The 17885-nt window shown below is 74.5% G+C and carries 19 protein-coding genes; 12 read left to right on the top strand and 7 right to left on the bottom strand.

Going from position 1 to position 17885, the window contains the following annotated elements; translation table 11 throughout:
• The first annotated feature begins 37 nt into the window (after window positions 1-37).
• Window positions 38-1183: an FAD-dependent oxidoreductase gene (locus B086_RS0119350; RefSeq protein WP_018568084.1), complete on the top strand. Its 1146-nt coding sequence runs from the start codon at window positions 38-40 to the stop codon at window positions 1181-1183.
• Between the two features lie 31 nt (window positions 1184-1214).
• Here the strand turns inward: B086_RS0119350 and B086_RS0119355 are convergent, their stop codons facing one another.
• Complete coding sequence (locus tag B086_RS0119355; protein WP_037873706.1) at window positions 1215-1880, bottom strand: TetR/AcrR family transcriptional regulator; 666 nt, start codon at window positions 1878-1880, stop codon at window positions 1215-1217.
• Window positions 1881-1998: 118 nt separating this feature from the next.
• Here B086_RS0119355 and B086_RS0119360 point away from each other — a divergent pair, with 118 nt between their 5' ends.
• Window positions 1999-2562, top strand: coding sequence for an NAD(P)H-dependent oxidoreductase (locus B086_RS0119360; protein WP_018568086.1), 564 nt, complete (start codon window positions 1999-2001; stop codon window positions 2560-2562).
• A gap of 246 nt (window positions 2563-2808) precedes the next feature.
• Complete coding sequence (locus tag B086_RS0119365; RefSeq protein WP_018568087.1) at window positions 2809-3828, top strand: alpha/beta hydrolase; 1020 nt, start codon at window positions 2809-2811, stop codon at window positions 3826-3828.
• A gap of 48 nt (window positions 3829-3876) precedes the next feature.
• Here the strand turns inward: B086_RS0119365 and B086_RS0119370 are convergent, their stop codons facing one another.
• Together B086_RS0119370 and B086_RS0119375 are read right to left on the bottom strand one after the other, a co-directional pair.
• A complete protein-coding gene (locus tag B086_RS0119370) occupies window positions 3877-4314 on the bottom strand; it encodes a hypothetical protein (protein WP_018568088.1) in 438 nt (145 codons plus the stop codon).
• A 208-nt stretch (window positions 4315-4522) separates the two neighbouring features.
• On the bottom strand, window positions 4523-5302 hold the full coding sequence (locus B086_RS0119375) for a helix-turn-helix transcriptional regulator (RefSeq protein WP_037873707.1): 780 nt from the start codon (window positions 5300-5302) through the stop codon (window positions 4523-4525).
• 96 nt (window positions 5303-5398) lie between these two features.
• On the opposite strand from B086_RS0119375, the gene B086_RS0119380 reads away from it, so the two are divergent.
• Both B086_RS0119380 and B086_RS0119385 read left to right on the top strand, forming a co-directional pair.
• Window positions 5399-5815 (top strand): cupin domain-containing protein, encoded by a 417-nt coding sequence (locus tag B086_RS0119380; RefSeq protein ID WP_018568090.1) that lies wholly within the window; start codon window positions 5399-5401, stop codon window positions 5813-5815.
• Between the two features lie 107 nt (window positions 5816-5922).
• Entirely contained in the window at window positions 5923-6396 is a 474-nt protein-coding gene (locus B086_RS0119385; protein WP_018568091.1) for a type II toxin-antitoxin system PemK/MazF family toxin, read from the top strand.
• Between the two features lie 38 nt (window positions 6397-6434).
• Here B086_RS0119385 and B086_RS0119390 read toward each other — a convergent pair whose 3' ends face one another.
• Window positions 6435-7241: a TIGR02452 family protein gene (locus B086_RS0119390; protein WP_018568092.1), complete on the bottom strand. Its 807-nt coding sequence runs from the start codon at window positions 7239-7241 to the stop codon at window positions 6435-6437.
• Between the two features lie 367 nt (window positions 7242-7608).
• Here B086_RS0119390 and egtA point away from each other — a divergent pair, with 367 nt between their 5' ends.
• From egtA to egtD, 4 genes are read left to right on the top strand one after another with little or no spacing between them, the layout of a single operon-like run.
• Window positions 7609-8913: an ergothioneine biosynthesis glutamate--cysteine ligase EgtA gene (egtA, locus tag B086_RS0119395; protein WP_018568093.1), complete on the top strand. Its 1305-nt coding sequence runs from the start codon at window positions 7609-7611 to the stop codon at window positions 8911-8913.
• Window positions 8910-10271, top strand: coding sequence for an ergothioneine biosynthesis protein EgtB (gene egtB, locus B086_RS0119400; RefSeq protein ID WP_018568094.1), 1362 nt, complete (start codon window positions 8910-8912; stop codon window positions 10269-10271). Before egtA ends, egtB begins: the two co-directional genes overlap by 4 nt.
• A complete protein-coding gene (gene egtC, locus B086_RS0119405) occupies window positions 10271-11080 on the top strand; it encodes an ergothioneine biosynthesis protein EgtC (RefSeq protein WP_018568095.1) in 810 nt (269 codons plus the stop codon). Before egtB ends, egtC begins: the two co-directional genes overlap by 1 nt.
• On the top strand, window positions 11077-12039 hold the full coding sequence (egtD, locus tag B086_RS0119410) for an L-histidine N(alpha)-methyltransferase (protein ID WP_018568096.1): 963 nt from the start codon (window positions 11077-11079) through the stop codon (window positions 12037-12039). The genes egtC and egtD overlap by 4 nt, the downstream gene beginning before the upstream one ends.
• A gap of 344 nt (window positions 12040-12383) precedes the next feature.
• On the opposite strand, the gene B086_RS0119415 is transcribed toward egtD, so the two are convergent.
• The gene (locus tag B086_RS0119415; protein WP_026252575.1) at window positions 12384-13643 is read right to left on the bottom strand and encodes an extracellular solute-binding protein; all 1260 of its coding nucleotides are present in this window, start codon (window positions 13641-13643) and stop codon (window positions 12384-12386) included.
• A gap of 266 nt (window positions 13644-13909) precedes the next feature.
• On the opposite strand from B086_RS0119415, the gene B086_RS0119420 reads away from it, so the two are divergent.
• On the top strand, window positions 13910-14125 hold the full coding sequence (locus B086_RS0119420; protein WP_026252576.1) for a dodecin: 216 nt from the start codon (window positions 13910-13912) through the stop codon (window positions 14123-14125).
• A 40-nt stretch (window positions 14126-14165) separates the two neighbouring features.
• Here the strand turns inward: B086_RS0119420 and B086_RS0119425 are convergent, their stop codons facing one another.
• Window positions 14166-14657 (bottom strand): hypothetical protein, encoded by a 492-nt coding sequence (locus B086_RS0119425; RefSeq protein WP_018568099.1) that lies wholly within the window; start codon window positions 14655-14657, stop codon window positions 14166-14168.
• Between the two features lie 71 nt (window positions 14658-14728).
• Between B086_RS0119425 and B086_RS0119430 the strand changes: the two genes are divergently transcribed.
• Window positions 14729-14962, top strand: coding sequence for a hypothetical protein (locus tag B086_RS0119430; RefSeq protein WP_018568100.1), 234 nt, complete (start codon window positions 14729-14731; stop codon window positions 14960-14962).
• Between the two features lie 63 nt (window positions 14963-15025).
• Window positions 15026-16093, top strand: a complete 1068-nt coding sequence (locus B086_RS0119435; RefSeq protein WP_018568101.1) for an MsnO8 family LLM class oxidoreductase — start codon at window positions 15026-15028, stop codon at window positions 16091-16093.
• A 43-nt stretch (window positions 16094-16136) separates the two neighbouring features.
• On the opposite strand, the gene B086_RS0119440 is transcribed toward B086_RS0119435, so the two are convergent.
• Window positions 16137-17681 (bottom strand): FMN-binding glutamate synthase family protein, encoded by a 1545-nt coding sequence (locus B086_RS0119440; RefSeq protein WP_018568102.1) that lies wholly within the window; start codon window positions 17679-17681, stop codon window positions 16137-16139.
• Between the last annotated feature and the right edge of the window lie 204 nt (window positions 17682-17885).

Consider the following 17885-nt stretch of genomic DNA (forward strand, 5'->3'; position numbering starts at 1 on the left):
CTGCACCTGCACCCTTCCCCTTCATCCGGAGACACCCATGTCCCACACTCCCGTCCCGCACCACCCCATCGCCGTGATCGGCGCCGGGCTCGGCGGCCTCACGCTCGCCCGCGTCCTGCATGTGCACGGGATCGAGGCGGCCGTCTTCGACCTGGACGCCTCCCCCGCCGCGCGCACCCAGGGCGGCATGCTCGACATCCACGAGGACTCGGGGCAGGCGGCGCTGCGCGCGGCCGGGCTGCACGAGCGGTTCAGCGAACTGGTGCTGCCGGGTGGCCAGGCCACACGGGTGCTCGACCGGCACGGGACCGTCCGGATGGACGAGCCCGACGACGGCACCGGCGGCCGGCCCGAGATCGACCGGGGCGATCTGCGCGACCTGCTGCTCGGCTCGCTGCCCGAGGCGACCGTGCGCTGGGGCGCGAAGGTCACCGGGGCGCGCGGGCTGGGCGGCGGCCGGCACGAGGTGGCGCTCGCCGACGGCACCGTGTTCACCACGGATCTGCTGGTCGGCGCCGACGGCGCCTGGTCGCGGATCCGCCCGCTGGTCTCCGCCGCGCGGCCCGCCTACACGGGCGTGTCGTTCGTCGAGGCGGACCTGCGGGAGGCCGACGCGCGCCATCCGGTGGCCGCCGAGGTGGTGGGCGGCGGGTTCTTCTTCGCGCTCGGCGCGGGCCGGGGCTTCCTCGCGCACCGCGAGACGCACGGCGACCTGCATGTCTACGCGGCCGCCGTGGCGCCGGAGGACTGGCTGGACGGGATCGACTTCACCGACACGGACACCGCCAAGGAGCGGGTCCTCGACCGCTTCGCCGACTGGGACAAGAGCCTGCGGTCCCTGGTCGCGGACGCCGACGGCGCGCTGGTCCCGCGCCGGATCCACGCCCTGCCGGTCGGCCACCGCTGGGACCGGGTGCCCGGGGTGACGCTGCTGGGCGACGCCGCGCACCTGATGTCGCCGTTCGCGGGCGAGGGCGCGAATCTGGCCATGCTCGACGGCGCCGAACTGGCCGGTTTTCTCGCCGCGCGGCCGGACGACACCGAGGCGGCGCTGCGGGCGTACGAGGAGCGGCTGTTCCCGCGCAGCGAGTCGGCGGCGGCCGAGTCGGCCCGCGGCGCGACCCTGCTGTTCGGCGAGGACGCCCCGGACGCGCTGCTGGAGATGTTCGCGTCCCACGGCTGAACGGGCCGGGAGACCCGGGAGAGGGCGTCGGTCAGGCAGCCGGGGGCGCCGAGGCGGTCAGCCGGGTGACCAGGTCGTACCAGCCGGTCTGGAGGCGTTCCATCGGCATCTGGCGCTGCCGGGTCAGATGGAAGATGAGCGCCGGTTCGAGAGAGCCCATCAGCGTGTGGGCGAGCAGTTCGGCGTCCGCCTCGGGGACCGCGTGGCGCAGCAGCATCACGACATGGCCGTACCGCACCCGGTGGGCCGGGACCAGATGCCTGCGGTCGGGGCACGCCTCGGCGGCCAGTTGGAGTTCCAGGTCGTCGGCGGCGCGGCGCAGCGCGGCGCAGCCGAAGGCCCGCAGCCGCTCCACCGGCGGCGCGCCCGGCCCGAGGGGCGCGGGACCGCTCAGGAAGGCCGCCTGGAACTTCTTCTCCGAGTGGTCCAGGAGCGCCGTCAGCAGTCCGGTGCGGTCGCCGAAGCGGCGGAAGACCGTGCCCTTGCCCACCTGGGCGGCCGCGGCCACCGCCTCCATGGTGACCCCGGCGGCTCCGTGCTCGGCGACCAGCCGGGCCGCCGCGTCCAGCAGCCGGGCGCGGTTGCGCGCCGCGTCGGCCCGCAGGCAGGGCTCGTCCGAACCGGTGCCCAGCTCCAGCAACACCGGTTTGCCGTGGGGCTCTTGAGGCGTGGGGAAGGGCGGCAGAGCGCTGGACATGAAGACAGCGTAAAGCATGGGGAAGAAAACTGGACCGCGGTCCGGTTAACCTGGTAGAAAATTAAACGGACCTCGGTCCGGATCGTAACGGCAGTGTTTCACCCCCTTGGAGTCCCCCATGTCTGTTCGCATCCTCGCGCTCGTCGGCAGCCTGCGCGCCGGCTCGCACAACCGCCAGCTCGCCGAGGCTGCGGCGAAGCTCGCGCCCGAGGGCGCCGAGGTCCAGGTCTTCGAGGGCCTGGGCGACGTCCCGTTCTACAACGAGGACATCGACGCCGAGGGCAGCGTCCCGGCCGCCGCCGCCAAGCTGCGCGAGGCGGCCCAGGCCGCCGACGCCTTCCTGCTCTTCTCGCCCGAGTACAACGGCACCATCCCGGCCGTGCTGAAGAACGCCATCGACTGGCTGTCCCGCCCGTACGGCGCCGGCGCCTTCGGCGGCAAGCCCGTCGCCGTCGTCGGCACCGCGCTCGGCCAGTACGGCGGCGTGTGGGCGCACGACGACACCCGCAAGGCCGTGGGCATCGCCGGCGGCAAGGTGATCGAGGACATCAAGCTGTCCATCCCGGGCTCCGTGACCCGCTTCACCGAGATCCACCCGGCCGACGACACCGAGGTCGCCGCACAGCTGACCGAGGTCGTCGCCCGTCTGCGCGGCCACGCCGACGAGACCGTCGCCGTCTGAGGCTGCTGAACCACCGGCGAGGGGCCGGATCCGTGACATGCCCTGTCACGGATCCGGCCCCTTCGCGTCGCGCCCGTCCTCCCGGCTCTCGGTCTCCCGGCTCCCGGCCGCTTCGCTCCGCCGCCTCGCGCTGCCCGGCCGTCGTGCGCGGGTATGCGGGTACGCGGGTATCCAGCGGCCGGGTCGTACCCCGCCGCGCACCGCACCGAGCACCGGCTCCGCCGTCCGGAGCCCCGAGGAGACGTCATGAGCAGTGCCGCCACCGGGTCCGTACCGCCGCCGTTCGATCCGGAGCTGGCCGCCGCGCTGGAGGAGGCCGGGGACCTGGCGCGGCCCGGGTTCGCCCCGCGGGACATCGAGAGCGCCCGGCGCGCCGCGGCCCTGGCCCTGGATCCGGCGGGCGGCCCGGACCTGACCCTGGACGGCGCCTTCGGGACCGCGGACCGGACCGTCCCGGGTCCACCGGGGGCGCCCGGGGTCTCCCTGCTCGTCTGCCGCCCCACTGCGAAGGCGGCGCCCCCGTCCCGCGCCGCCCGGCCCGTCCTCTACCACGTGCACGGCGGCGGCCTGGTCGCCGGGAACAACCGGGTCGGCCTGCCGACGGTCCTGGAGTGGGCGCGGGAGCTGGGCGCGGTCGTGGTTTCGGTGGAGTACCGGCTGGCGCCGGAGCACCCGCACCCCGCACCGGTCGAGGACGTGTACGCCGGGCTGCGGTGGACGGCGGAGCGGGCCGGGGAACTGGGCGGCGACCCGGAGCGGATCGTGCTCGTCGGCGCGAGCGCGGGCGGCGGGCTCGCGGCGGCGCTCGCGCTGCTGCTGCGCGACCGCCGGGGGCCGCGTCCCTACGGGCAGCTGCTGCTGTCCCCGATGCTCGACGACCGCAACGACACGCCGTCCGCGCACCAGATGGCGGGGGTCGGCCTCTGGGACCGCACGGCCAACGAGACCGCCTGGACCGCCCTGCTCGGTGACCGGCGGGGCGGTCCCGGGGTACCGCCGTACGCCGCGCCCGCCCGCGCGACGGACCTGTCCGGGCTGCCTCCGGCCTTCCTGGACGTCGGCTCGGCGGAGACCTTCCGCGACGAGGTCGTGGCCTACGCCTCCGGCATCTGGCGGGCCGGCGGTGTCGCGGAACTCCATGTGTGGCCCGGCGGCTGCCACGGCTTCGACGCCCTCGCCCCACGCGCGGCCCTGTCCGGCGCGGCGCAGGCGGCCCGGCTGGACTGGCTGCGCAGGCTGCTGGCGCCGGACCGGCGGGCCGGGTGAGCCTCCCGCGCCTCCCGCGCCGCCCGAGGCGTCCGGGCGCCGCGCCCCTCACGCCGTCAGCAGCGTGACCCCCAGGGCGATCAGGACGGCCACCTTGACGATCTCCAGGGCCACATAGACCAGGTGGTCGTGCGAGCGCGGGCCCTCCACCGGTTCGTCACCGGACAGGACGCGGTCGGATCTGCGGTTCAACCGGGGCCGGACGAGGAGCAGTTGCACCAGGAGGAGCACCACGACGGCCGCGGTCAGGGCGATCACCGGCGCGGGGGCGCCGCCCGCGGCGACCGCGGCGGTCACCACGGCCGCCGCGGCGGCCTCCACCAGGTTCAGCGCCCGGAAGACCAGGCGGCCGATGCCCAGGCCGACGGGGATCGTCACTCCGGGGGCGCGGAACTTCAGGGGCGCCTCCAGGAAGGAGATGCCCAGCACCATGCCGAGCCAGACGAAGGTGACCGCGCTCGCCGTGGCGGCCGACGTGGAGTCCATGAAAGTGTCGCCTTTCCGCCCGGGGCACGGGCCGTGGTCGGCTCGCCGCCCGAGCAGGAGCGGACAGCCTCTTCCCGCCAGGATCCCGGTCCGGATCCGGGCCTGTTCGCATCATTCGGCGCACGTCACTCGACGCACGTCGTCGGCACACGTCATTCGGCACACGTCATTCGGCACACGTCATTCGGCACACGTCATTCGGCACACGTCATTCGGCGGCCGCCGCTCCGGCCGGAGCGGCGGCCAGGTGGGCCAGGCAGGATTCCGCGGTGGCGAACGGCTCCAGACCGCTCGCGGTGAGCGGCGCGCCCAGCTCCGCCAACGCGCCCTGCATCAGGCCGAGATGGAGCGGGCACACCAATTCCCCGTACTCCTCGGCCAGTTCGAGGAACGGGCAGTGCCGCAGCCGGATCCGTCGCGGCGGCCCGTCCCCGCCGCCACCCTCGGACACCGGGTCGAACCCGAGGTCACCGAGCAGCGCGACCAGCCGGTCCGCCGACTCGGCGGCGGTGGGCGACGAACCGGACGGCGTCGACGTCGGCGTCGGCAGGGGCCGGGGCAGGGGCAGTGCTTCCGCCCGGGGAACGGCCTGCGGCTGCGACCGCGATGGCGGCTGCGCGAGGGAGCGGCCCCAGGCGCGGCCCGTGCGCACGGCGGCGTCCCGGGCGCCGGGGCCGCGGGAGGCCAGCTCACCGAGCAGCATCCGGGCCAGCAGGTGGTACCCGCGGACACCGGCGCGGTCCATGCCCGGCCGGAGGGCGTACACCGTGCGGGGGCGGCCGGGTCCGGGGCGGCGGCCCGCGCGCCGGGGCTCCTCCGTGCGCCGCTCGACGCGCCCTTCGGCCACCAGTGCGTCGAGATGGAAGCGGACCGTGTTGGGGTGCACGCCGGTCCGCTCGGCGGTCTCCGCGACACCCAGCGGACCGGCGGCCGAGCGCAGCACGTCCAGCACGTCACGCCGCCGCGGGTTTCCCTGGGCCGCAGCCATGCCGGTCACCCCTTTCCACCTGCGGTGATTTTTCACGAGTCCGACATGGAATAATTGTAGGCGATGTGCCGCAGACACAAGGAAGAGGGGTGCGCCATGGTGTCGTCCGCCGCGCGGGACGCCGGTCCGGACGGAGCCGGGGAGCCGCAGCCGAGCCTCCTGTGCGACGCCCGGACGCTGGCCGGGAACCCTCCGGTGCCGGCCGGGGTGCTGTGGAAGCTGGCGGAGAGCGGCCGCCAGCTCGACGCCAACCTCGTACGGCTCGCACCGGGCGGGCGTGTCGCCCCGCACGCCGAACCGGACCTGGACGTCCTGGTGTACGTGGTCTCCGGCGCGGGGACCCTCGGTGCGGGCCCGCGGGACGAGCCCCTCGCGCTGGCCGAGGGCGCGACGGTCTGGCTGCCGCACGGCTCCACGCGCAGCATCGCCGCGGGGCCGGACGGCCTCGTCTACCTGACGGTGCACCGGCGGCGGCCGGGGATGCAGATCCGCTCCCGTGGGAACGCCTCCTGACGACCCGCCGGTACCGCCGTCCCGACCGTCCCGCCTGCCGCGTACGCCTGCGCCGTCTCGCGGCGGCCGGTGGGTGAGGTGTCCCGCGGCCCCACTAGGGTGCCCGCGTGACTGCCTTCACCCATGAGACCGACGAGACCGGCGGCCCCCGCGACGACGTCCCCGGCCGCCACGGCACCGCCGCCACCACGGAGGCCGACCCGCGCGAGGTCGGCCGGGTGCGCACCGAGTACGCGCCCGCGCACGACGGCGATCCCGACCCCGGGGAGATCGTCTGGACCTGGGTCCCCTTCGAGGAGGACGACGGGCGGGGCAAGGACCGTCCGGTGCTCGTGGTGGCCCGGGAGGCGGCGGGGACGCTCCTCGCGGTGCAGTTGTCCAGCAAGGCGCACGACGGCGAGCGCGCGTGGGTGGCGATCGGGAACGGACCGTGGGACCGCACCGGGCGCGACTCCTGGGTCGCCGTCGACCGGGTGCTGCGGCTGCATGAGGACGGCATGCGGCGGGAGGCGTGCGCACTGGACCGGGCGCGGTTCGACACGGTGGTGCGGCGGCTGCGCGAGCGGTACGGCTGGAGCTGACCCCGGGGACGGCGCCCCGCGTCCGGCGGACCCTCCGGTCAGGCGAACGTCCGTACGAACGCCGCGCGCACGACGGTTCCCGGTGTCCGGTCCAGGACACCGAACACCACGTGCTCGAAGGCGTCAGCGAACCGTCCGCCGGGCGCCAGCAGGGCCCGGAAGGCGGCCGCCACCTGCGCGGGGTCGTTGCGGAACACCCCGCACCCCCAGGCGCCGAGCACCAGCCGCCGGTAGCCGTGCGCGGCGGCGGTCTCCAGTACGCGTCCGGCGCGGACGGCCAGGACCTCCGGCAGCCGGACCGCGCGCTCGGGCGTGTCCCGCAGGACCACCCCGGCGTTCGGCGCCGCTGCGGTCAGGAAACCGGCGGTGTACGGCTCGTCCAGCAGCCGCCCCCGGTCGTCGCGGAAGACGGGCACGGCCGGTGAGTGGATCACCCGGTCGGAGTAGAACGGATCCCGGTGTGTCCGGTGGTGCTCGTAGAACCCCCTGGCCTGAAGCAGACACGTGTGCAGCGCGGAGGCGCGGCACAGGGCCTCCTCCTGGGCCTGCGCGCCGTTGAGGTAGCCGCCGCCGGGATTGCGCGCCGAGGCGAAGTTCAGCACGGCCACGGGGCCGGTGAGGCGCCGGGCGGCGGCCAGGCTGCTCTCGCCCGTGACCTCGACGGTCGTCGCGACGGGCGTCCGGGCGGGCACGGGCACCGGCTCGGGGCCGTACACCCGGGTCCCGGCGCGGGCGGCCTCGATGTCCGCCGCCAGCGGGACCGGGAGCCCGTCGGCGCGGCGATAGGAACCGGCCATGACGATCTGCTCGGTCTGCTGCGCGACACCGCGCAGACGCGCGCTCATGGCGTCACCCCCGTGCACGCCATGACCGCGCCCGGCGCGGCGCCCCCCGTTGCCCTCATGCACGCATCGTGGGCGATGCCGGGACCGCGGCGCAACGGAGTTTCCGCCGCCGCGACGCCGGGGGCGGGCGCCCGGCGCACCCGTCCGGCGCCGGGTCGCCGAAGCGCCGCGCGGTCGCCGCCGACGGGCCGCGGTCGCGGCGTGACACCGTGGGAAACATCGCGGAAACGGAGATTCCGGGGCACGATTGTCCCGTTCTGCACCCTTGTGCGAATCGGTCGCAGGGTTTTGGGTGGGACGGTGCGTCTCCGTCCCGGACCACCCGTCCCGGGCCGGTGGCATGGTGGAATCTCAGGAGGATCCCGACATGTCCGATTCGACAAGTGGCTGTACGGAGCCCCGTACAGCCGTCACCGAGGCCGAGGTCGAGGCTCTGGTCACCGGCATCTGCTTCAAGACCGGACCGCCCCGCACCCTCGGCGTCGAAGTGGAATGGCTCGTCCACGAGCTGCGCGCGCCGCGGCTCCCCGTCACACCCGAACGTCTCGAAGCGGCCTACGCCGCCCTGCGGACCGTGCCCCTGGGGTCGGCGCTCACCGTCGAGCCCGGCGGACAGCTGGAACTCAGCTCACCGCCCGCCGCCTCCCTGACGGAGTGCGTCCGCACCGTCTCCGCCGACCTCGACCGCGTCCGCGCCGTACTGGCCGACGACGGCCTGTGCCTGGTCGGGCTCGGCCACGATCCCTGGCACACCCCGCGCAGGTTCCTGCGCGAGCCGCGCTACGACGCCCTGGAAGCCTGCCTGGACCGGGGCGGCCCGGCCGGCCGGCACATGATGTGCACCTCCGCCTCCGTGCAGGTGAGCGTGGACGCGGGCCACGAGGAGCCGGGTCCGCTCGGCCATGTGCGGCGCTGGTGGCTCGCGCACCATCTGGGCGCCGTCCTGGTGGCCGCCTTCGCCAACTCCCCGCTGATCGGCCGACGGCCCACCGGCTGGCTCTCCACCCGGCAGCTGCTGTGGACCGAGATCGGTCCGGACCGGGCGGGCGCTCCCCCGCTGGACGGCACCCCCCGCACCACCTGGGCCCGGCACGTCCTGGACGCGCCGGTGATGTGCGTACGGCGCTCCGACGGGCCGTGGCACGTGCCCGAGGACGTGACCTTCCGGGACTGGATACGCTCCGGCCTGCCGAGACCGCCGACCAGGGAGGATCTCGACTACCACCTGACCACGCTGTTCCCGCCGGTCCGCCCGCGCGGCCATCTGGAGCTGCGCATGATCGACGCGCAGCCCGGCGACGACGGGTGGATCGTGCCGCTCGCGGTGACGGCGGCGCTCTTCGACGACCCGGAGGCCGCGGAGACCGCGTACCGGGCCGTGAAGCCGCTCGCCGAGCGGGCCGGGTCCCGGCCGGCGCCGCACAATCCGCTCTGGACGACGGCGGCCCGCACGGCGCTGGCCGACCCGGAGCTGCACGAGGCGGCCGTCACCTGCTTCGAGGCCGCGCTCGCGGCCCTGCCCCGGCTCGGCGCCACCGCCGATGTCACCGGCGCCGTCGCCGCGTACCTGGACCGCTACGTCCGCGCGGGCCGCTGCCCCGCCGAGGATCTGCTCGACCGACCGGACGCCGGTGGGCACCGCCGCACCCACGGGAAGGACAGCCGCACATGACCGACCCCGCGCTCGACACCGCGACCGGCCCGGCGCCCGGCGCAGAGACCGACAGCGAGGCGCTGCGCACCCGTGCGCTGGCCTCCCTGCGCACCGCCCGGGACCGCACCACGCTGCTGACCAGCTGTGTGGAGGAGCCCGACCTGACCGCGCAGCACTCGCCGCTGATGTCCCCGCTGGTGTGGGACCTCGCGCACATCGGCAACCAGGAGGAGCTGTGGCTGCTGCGGGCGGTCGGCGGCCGGGAGGCGATGCGCCCCGAGATCGACAGCCTCTACGACGCCTTCGAGCACCCGCGCTCGGAACGCCCCTCGCTGCCGCTGCTCGCGCCCGCCGAGGCGCGCGCCTACGCCTCGGAGGTGCGCTCCCGGGTGCTGGACGTACTGGAGTCCACCGCGCTGCACGGCACCCGGCTGACCGAGGCGGGCTTCGCCTTCGGCATGGTCGCGCAGCATGAACAGCAGCACGACGAGACGATGCTGATCACCCATCAGCTCCGCTCGGGCCCGCGGGCGCTGACCGCTCCGGACCCCGACCCGGTGCCGCTGTTCACCGGCCCCGCCGAAGTCCTCGTCCCCGGCGGCCCGTTCACCATGGGCACCTCCACCGAGCCCTGGGCGCTGGACAACGAACGGCCCGCGCACGTACGGGAGGTGGCGCCGTTCTGGATCGACACCACTCCGGTGACCAACGCCGCCTACCGGGCGTTCCTCGACGACGGCGGGTACGAGGACCCGCGCTGGTGGGCGCCGGACGGCTGGAACCACATCCGGCGGCACGGCATCACCGCGCCGCTGTTCTGGCGCCGCGACGCCGGACAGTGGCTGCGGCGGCACTTCGGCGCCACCGAGGCCGTACCGCCCGACGAGCCGGTGCTGCACGTGTCCTGGTACGAGGCCGACGCCTACGCCCGCTGGGCCGGGCGGCGGCTGCCCACCGAGACCGAGTGGGAGAAGGCGGCCCGGCACGACCCGGCGACCGGCCGCTCGGCCCGCTACCCGTGGGGCGACGCGGATCCGGCGCCCGAACACGCCAACCTGGGCCAGCGGCACCTGCGTCCGGCCCCGGCGGGCAGCTATCCGGCCGGCGCCTCCCCGCTGGGCATACGGCAGCTCATCGGCGATGTCTGGGAGTGGACGGCGAGCGACTTCCTGCCCTACCCCGGGTTCGCCGCGTTCCCGTACAAGGAGTACTCGGAGGTGTTCTTCGGCCCGGAGCACAAGGTGCTGCGCGGCGGCTCGTTCGCCGTGGACCCGGTGGCCTGCCGGGGCACCTTCCGCAACTGGGACTACCCGGTCAGGCGGCAGATCTTCGCCGGGTTCCGCACCGCCCGCTCCGCTGCTCCCGGAGCGATCTGATGTGCCGCCATCTGGCCTTCCTCGGGCCCGAGGAGCCGCTGGGCCGGCTCCTGACCGAGCCGCCGCACAGCCTGTACCGCCAGTCGTGGGCGCCCCGGCAGCAGCGGTACGGCACGGTCAACGCCGACGGCTTCGGGGTCGGCTGGTACGCCGACGGCGACCCGGTGCCCGCCCGCTACCGCCGGGCCGGACCGATCTGGGCCGACCTGTCCTTCGCCGATCTGGCCCGGGTGGTGCGCTCCGGTGCGCTGCTCGCCGCGGTGCGGGACGCGACCATGGCGGGCGCGGACGCGGAGGCCGCGGCGGCGCCGTTCGCCGCCGAGCGCTGGCTGTTCAGCCACAACGGCGCCGTGACCGGCTGGCCGGGCTCCCTCTCGGGAACCGCCCGTACCCTGCCGGCCGAGGACCTGCTGAGCCTTCAGGCCCGCAGCGACTCCGCGCTGCTGTGGGCGCTGGTGCTGGCCCGGCTGCGGGCCGGTGACACCGCTCCCCAGGCGCTGTCCGACACCGTGCTGGAGGTCGCGGCGGCGGCCCCCGGCTCCCGGCTCAACCTGCTGCTCACCGACGGCCGTACGGTCACGGCGACCGCCTGGGGCGACACCCTGTGGTTCCTCGCCGACCAGGGCCGCCGCGCGGTGGCGGTCGCCTCCGAGCCGTACGACGACGATCCGCGCTGGCACCGGGTGCCCGACCGCACCCTGCTCACCGCGACCCGCCAGGACGTCCTGCTGACCCCGCTGAAGGACCTCAGCCGCAAGGATCCCGCCGGGGATCCGGCGTCCGCACCCGCAGAGGAGCCCCGCACGTGAGCCCGTTCCACCTCACCCGCATCCTGCCCGAGGACGCCATGGCCGCCGCACTGCGCGCCGACGTCCGCCACGGCCTGACCAGCAACCCGAAGGCGCTGCCGCCCAAGTGGTTCTACGACGCGCACGGCAGCGACCTGTTCGAGCAGATCACCCGGCTCCCCGAGTACTACCCGACCCGGGCCGAGCGGGAGATCCTGGCGAGCCGGGCGGCGGAGATCGCCGCCGCCCTGCCCGCCCGCACCCTGATCGAACTGGGCTCCGGCTCCTCGGAGAAGACCCGCCATCTGCTGGACGCCCTGCCCTCTCTGCACAGTTACGTCCCCGTCGACGTGAGCGAGAGCGCGCTGCGCCAGGCCGGGCAGGCGCTCACCGCCGAACGCCCCGGCCTGACCGTGCACGCGCTGCTCGCCGACTTCACCGCCAAACTCACCCTGCCCGGCGCACCGGGACCCAGGCTGCTGGCGTTCCTCGGCGGCACCATCGGCAATCTGCTGCCCGCCGAACGCGCGGCGTTCCTCGCCGGGGTGCGCGCCCTGCTCTCCCCCGGCGACGCGCTGCTGCTCGGCACGGACCTGGTCAAGGACGAGCGGGTCCTGGTACGGGCGTACGACGACGACGCCGGGGTGACCGCCGCGTTCAACAAGAACGTCCTGGCCGTCGTCGACCGCGAACTGGGCGCCGACTTCGACCCCGACGCCTTCGACCACGTGGCCCTGTGGAACCCGGACGACGAGTGGATCGAGATGCGGCTGCGCTCCCGCACGGCGCAGACCGTGAAGGTGCGCGCCCTCGACCTCGCCGTCGACTTCGCCGCGGGCGAGGAGCTGCGCACCGAGGTCTCCGCCAAGTTCCGCCGCGAGGGCGTCACCGCGGAACTGGCCGCCGCCGGACTGGACCTGGTCCGGTGGTGGACGGACGACGAGGGCCGCTTCGCGCTGTCGCTGAGCATGGCACGCTGAGCACCACGCCCGACCCGCTCGCCCCGTCCCGCGCCCCGCGCCCCGCAGCACGGGCCGGTGCGGGGCGGCCGTCGCGTCAGGGCGAGCCGTCGGCCCGGACGGACGGCCCGGACGGGGCGCGGCCGGGCGACAGGGACCGGGGAGGACCGGGAGGTGCGCGATCCGCGCGAGGCGGTCGGCCTGAGCGACCGGGAAGCCGGTCCGGGCCGGGTGGCTGTGCCTCCCGGCGGCGGGAGCGGGTCAGGTCACCGGTCCGGGCCCGGCCGCCGGACCGGTGGCGGGTGCGGTCCGGCCCGACGGTCCGGGTCCGGTCGGCGGACCGTCGGGCCGGGCCGGGGCCCGCGTCAGCCCAGGCTCGGCTTCAGTTGTTCGGTGATGCGCTGTGAGGCGCGGCGTGCCTCGGTCTTCGCATCGGCGCCGTCGAGCACCTTGGTCATGTACCGCTTGATCGGGTTGTCGGTCTCGACGGCGGCCCACTGCGCCGTGTTGGGGGTGGCGCGGCCGTGCGCGGCCCCGGCCGCCATGGCCGCGACACCCGGCTCACCGGCGACCGCGGAGGCGAGCGTCGTCTTGTTGGGGACGTAGTTCATCGTGCGGGCCAGGTCGGTGTCCCACTTGGCGCCGGTGAGGGCGGCGACGACCGCGACGGCGGCATCGCGGTCGCCGGTGTTGCGCGGCACGATGAGGTCGGAGCCGCCGGTGAACACGGAGCCGGGCCGGTCGGCCGACTTCCCCGGGACCGGGAAGAAGCCCAGCTTGTCCTTGAGCTCGGGGTTCTGCTGCACGATGGCCTGGGCGACACCCGGCACGGCCACGATCTGCGCCACCTTGCCCTTGGCGAACACACCGGCCTGCGGCGGGTGTTCCTCGTCGGCGCCGACCGGGCCGTCGCCGAGCGCCTGGAGCCGCCGGTAGAAGTCCATGCCGCGCAGGGCGGCCCGGCTGTCCAGGGCGCCCTGCCAGAGGTTGGCGTTCTCCTTGGCGAGCTCGCCGCCCTCGTCCCAGATGAAGCCGGAGAGCGTGTACCAGTCCTGACCGGCCAGGTAGATGCCCTGGTTGCCGCCCTTGTCGAGCTTCTCGGTGGCGCTCAGCCACTCCTCGCGGGTGCGCGGCGGGCTGTCGACGCCGGCCTCCTCGAACAGGTCCTTGCGGTAGACGACGACCCGGTTGGCGGCGTACCAGGGGATGCCGTACTGGGCGGAGTTGTCCTGCCCCGGCTCGGCCAGGCCCGGCACCCAGTCCTGCATGCCCCAGTCCCGCATGGACTCCAGTGTCAGGTTGGTCAGCCGGCCGCCCTCGACGTACTGGGCGACCTGGGTGTTGCCGACCTCGATGACGTCGGGTCCGTCCTTCCCGCCGCCGGAGAGGGCCTCCTGGACCTTGGGGCCGATGCCGGTCCATTCCTGGATGCGGATGTCGAGGCGGAGGTCCTTGTGGGTGTGCTCGAAGTCCTCCGTGAAGCGGTGCAGGAAGTCCTGCGAGGCGCTGTCCTTCATGAGCCAGACGGTGACGGTCTGCCGTCCGCCCGTACCGCCGGACAGTGGTCCACAGGCGCTGACCAGCGCGGCGGACACACAGACGAGGGCGAGGAGTCGACGTCTCACGAGCGGGTTCCAGTTCTGTCAGGTGCACAGGGAAGGTCCCGATGTGGGGGTCGAGCAGCGGGCTCGTACGGGGCGTGCTGGGATTTTGGTATGGACCAATACGGAGGTCAAGTGCCCGTCCGGTCACAATCCGCACATCTCGCGCGTGAGCCCCGTATGCGGCACCGTGGAGTGACGGGTGACACATGCCTCACGAGGTGTCACCCACCGCGACGACCCCGTCGTCCGGCGCCGTCGGCGCCGCCCGCGAGAGGAGCAACCCCGCCATGAGCGACCATGTGTACCGGGTCACCGAGATCGTCGGCAGTTCCCACCAGGGCGTCGACGACGCCGTCCGCAACGCCGTCGCCCGCGCCTCGCAGACCGTGCGCAACCTGGACTGGTTCGAGGTGACGCAGGTCAGGGGCCAGATCGAGAACGGGCGGATCGAGCACTACCAGGTCGGCCTGAAGCTCGGTTTCCGTATCGAGGACGCCGGCTGAGGACAGCTCCCACCGGCCGCGTGCGACGGGCCGCCGGGTCTCAGGTGCGCCCCTCCCGCTCCTGCGCGTCCGCCAGGTCGGCCGAGGGGGCCGTCCAGCGGGCGCGCACCACCGGGAACCCCGCCCGTTCGGCGTCCAGGCACACCAGTTCGTCGTCGTCCACGAGCACCTGGATCTCCCGGTCGCGGGCGAGCCGGCGCAGGACCTCCAGCTTGGTGGTGCGGGCGGGCCTGCGGTCCGCGTCGCGCCGCATGTGGACCCGCCCGGCCGGCAGTCCGTGCGCCTCCAGCCAGTCGAGGGTGTCCCGGCGGCACCGCTCGGGCCGCCCGGTGAGGTAGACGACCTCGCACTCCCGCGCGCTGTCGCGGGCCAGCCGCACCCCCTCGGCGAGCGGCGGGTCCTGGGGCGCGGCGGCGAAGAACGCGTCCCAGTCGCGCGGCCGACGCTCCAGGAAGCGCTGCCGGTGCGCCGTGTCGGCGAGGGTGTTGTCCAGGTCGAACACCGCGAGGGGCCGCCTGCTGCTGTCCGTCACGCGTCCACCCTAGACGGACCGGGCGAAGCCGTCCGGATGCGGGGTGCGGCACCGCGTCCGATGCTGGGTACATGCCCGGAGCGCTGCCCGTCACCGTGTACCCGCCCTCCCCCACCGGCGGCCGCCGGGTCCGTGTGAACGGCGAGATCCTCGGTCTCGCCTACGACACCGCGGACGTCGCCGAGTTCCTGCGCCGCGCCGGACTCGACGTCGACCCCGTGGAGGTGACGGTCTCCCCGCTCATCGAGTGGCGCGGGGTCGGACCGGAGTACTGGGGCCCGGAGCCCGGCGGCGGGTCCGGCTGAGCGGGGATCCGGGACGCGGCGCGCGAGCGGGAATCCCGGGCGCACCGGCGCGTTGAAAGCGATGTGAGTTCTCTGATCGCGTCCACCCGCTTCTCCGTCCTCGACCGCTCCCGTACCCGCGAGGGCCGCCCGGCCGCCGAGGCGCTGCGGGACAGCGTGTCCCTGGCCCAGGAGGCGGAACGGCTCGGCTACCACCGGTTCTGGGTGTCGGAGCACCACGGCGTGCCCGGGGTCGCCGGGTCGGCGCCGACCGTACTGGCCGCCGCCGTGGCCGCCGCGACGCGCACCGTCCGCGTGGGCACGGGCGGGGTGATGCTGCCCAACCACCGCCCGCTGGTCGTGGCCGAGCAGTTCGGGGTGCTGGAGTCGCTGTTCCCCGGGCGCATCGACATGGGCCTGGGCCGCTCGGTGGGCTTCACCGACGGCGTACGCCGCGCCCTGGGCCACGGCAAGGGCGACGCGGAGGACTTCGTGGCGCAGCTCGCCGAGCTGCTCGGCTGGTTCGAGGGCACCTCGCCGACCGGGGCGCACGCCCGGCCCGCCGAGGGGCTGCGGGTGCCGCCGTTCGTGCTGGCCATGGGCGAGGGCGCGGTGATCGCCGCCCGCGCGGGCCTGCCCATGGTCGTCGGAGATCTGCGCGACCGCGAGAAGATGCTGCGCGGCATCGAGCGCTACCGGTCGGCGTTCCGCCCCTCGCCGTGGGCGGCCGAGCCGTACGTGGTGATCTCGGGCACGGTCGCGGTGGCCGGCACCGAGGCGGAGGCCCGCCGGCTGCTGGTGCCCGAGGCATGGGCGATGGCCCACGCCCGCACCCGCGGCACCTTCCCGCCGCTGGCACCGGCCGAGCACGTCGAGGCCCTGCCGATGACCGCCAAGGAGCGCGGCCTCTACGAGTCCGGTCTGTCCGGCCAGCTCGCCGGGACCGCCGACCAGGTCGCGGACGCGCTGGAGACGGTGCTGAGGGAGACGGCCGCCCAGGAGGTACTGGTCACCACCAGCTCGTACGACCGGACGGCGCTGGTCGGCTCCTACCGGCGGCTCGCGGAGGTCTTCACCGGCCGCGACGGGGCGACGGCACGGCCCGGAGCCCGGTCCGCCGCTCCCTGGCGGCCCGGGTCCGCCACCCCCTGACGGGCCGCCACCCCCCAATGAGGCGCGGCCGCCTGACGGTCCGTCAGATGATCGGCTCCTGCGCGGCGGCCGGACCGGCGGCCAGCAGTGCGGTGATCTCGTCGGCCAGACGCGGGCCCAGCTCGCCCCAGCCGTCCTTGTAGCCGTAGACACCGGCCAGCGTGCGGGCCTCGTAGTCGCCGTTCAGGATCTCGATGTCGCCGGGGGTGATGAGTGCCGGGTGGGCGACGCCGACCGCCGACGAGAGCTTCATCAGTTCCTTGCGCAGCTGGCGCAGGTAGACACCGGCCCGGTTGGCCTTGGAGGCGGGGTCGATGCCGCGGGCCAGCCACGGGTTCTGGGTGGCGATGCCGGTGGGGCACTTGTCGGTGTGGCACTTCTGCGCCTGGATGCAGCCGATCGACAGCATCGCCTCACGGGCCACGTTGACCATGTCGACGCCCAGGGCGAAGGCGACCGCGGCGTTCTCGGGCAGGCCGAGTTTGCCGGACCCGATGAAGGTCAGGTCGTCGGTCAGCCCCTGCTCCGCGAAGGTGCCGTAGACCCGGGAGAAGCCCATGCGGAACGGCAGCGACACCGAGTCGGCGAAGGTCAGCGGCGCCGCGCCGGTGCCGCCCTCACCGCCGTCGACGGTCACGAAGTCGACACCGCGGTCACCGCGCGCCATCAGCGCGGCCAGTTCCTCCCAGAAGCCCAGTTCGCCCACCGCGCTCTTGACGCCGACCGGCAGTCCGGTCTCGGCGGCGATCAGTTCGACGAAGTCGAGCATCGAGTCGACGTCGCCGAAGGCGGTGTGCCGCGACGGGGAGGCGCAGTCCTTGCCGACCGGGATGCCGCGGATCTCGGCGATCTCCGGGGTCACCTTCGCGCCCGGCAGCATCCCGCCGAGACCGGGCTTGGCGCCCTGGGAGAGCTTGATCTCGATGGCCTTGACCGGGGCGCTCGCGACCACCTGCTTGAGCTTGTCGAGGTTGAAGGTGCCGTCCTCGTCGCGGCAGCCGAAGTAGGCGGTGCCGATCTGGAGGACGAGATCGCCGCCCCTGCGGTGGTACGGCGACAGGCCGCCCTCGCCCGTGTTGTGCATCGCGCCCGCGAGCGCCGCCCCTTCGTTCAGCGCCGTGATCGCCGCGCCGGAGAGCGAGCCGAAGCTCATCGCCGAGATGTTCACCACGCTCGCCGGCCGGAACGCCCTGGCGCGCCCGCGCGGGCCGCCCAGCACCTTGGCCGAGGGCAGCGCCGACTGCGGGTCGTGCAGGTCGGGCAGCGGTCCGGCGAACGTGCGCTGCTTCAGGTACGCGTGGCCCTGCATGTGCTCCACGTCGTTGTCGGTGCCGAACCCGAAGTAGTTGTTCTCCTCCTTCGACGACGCGTAGATCCAGGTGCGCTGGTCGCGGCTGAAGGGGCGCTCCTCGTCGTTGGAGGTCACGATGTACTGCCGCAGCTCCGGCCCGATCGTCTCCAGCAGGTACCGGGCATGGCCGACCACCGGGAAGTTCCGGAGCAGTGCGTGCTTCTTCTGGACGAGGTCACGGGCGGCGACCGCCGCCAGTGCCGTCGCGGTGGCCGCGACGATGGTCCGGGCGCGCATGGACGTTCCTCTCGGTGCTCGACTCCGTCGCCGGGCGACGGACGTCGTCGTGTCGTGTCGGGCGTCGCACGGCGGGCACGACGAGGTGGGCGTCGGCGTCCGTCGGAGAACGCGAAATGATATTAGAGGTCCGCACGAACGGGCATGCGGTCAGGGCCACGGTCCGGACGTTCGCCCTGGTGAGGGCGCCGCACCGGCGAGACC

Source organism: Streptomyces sp. PsTaAH-124, assembly GCF_000373685.1.
Taxonomy (GTDB): Bacteria; Actinomycetota; Actinomycetes; order Streptomycetales; family Streptomycetaceae; genus Streptomyces; species Streptomyces andamanensis.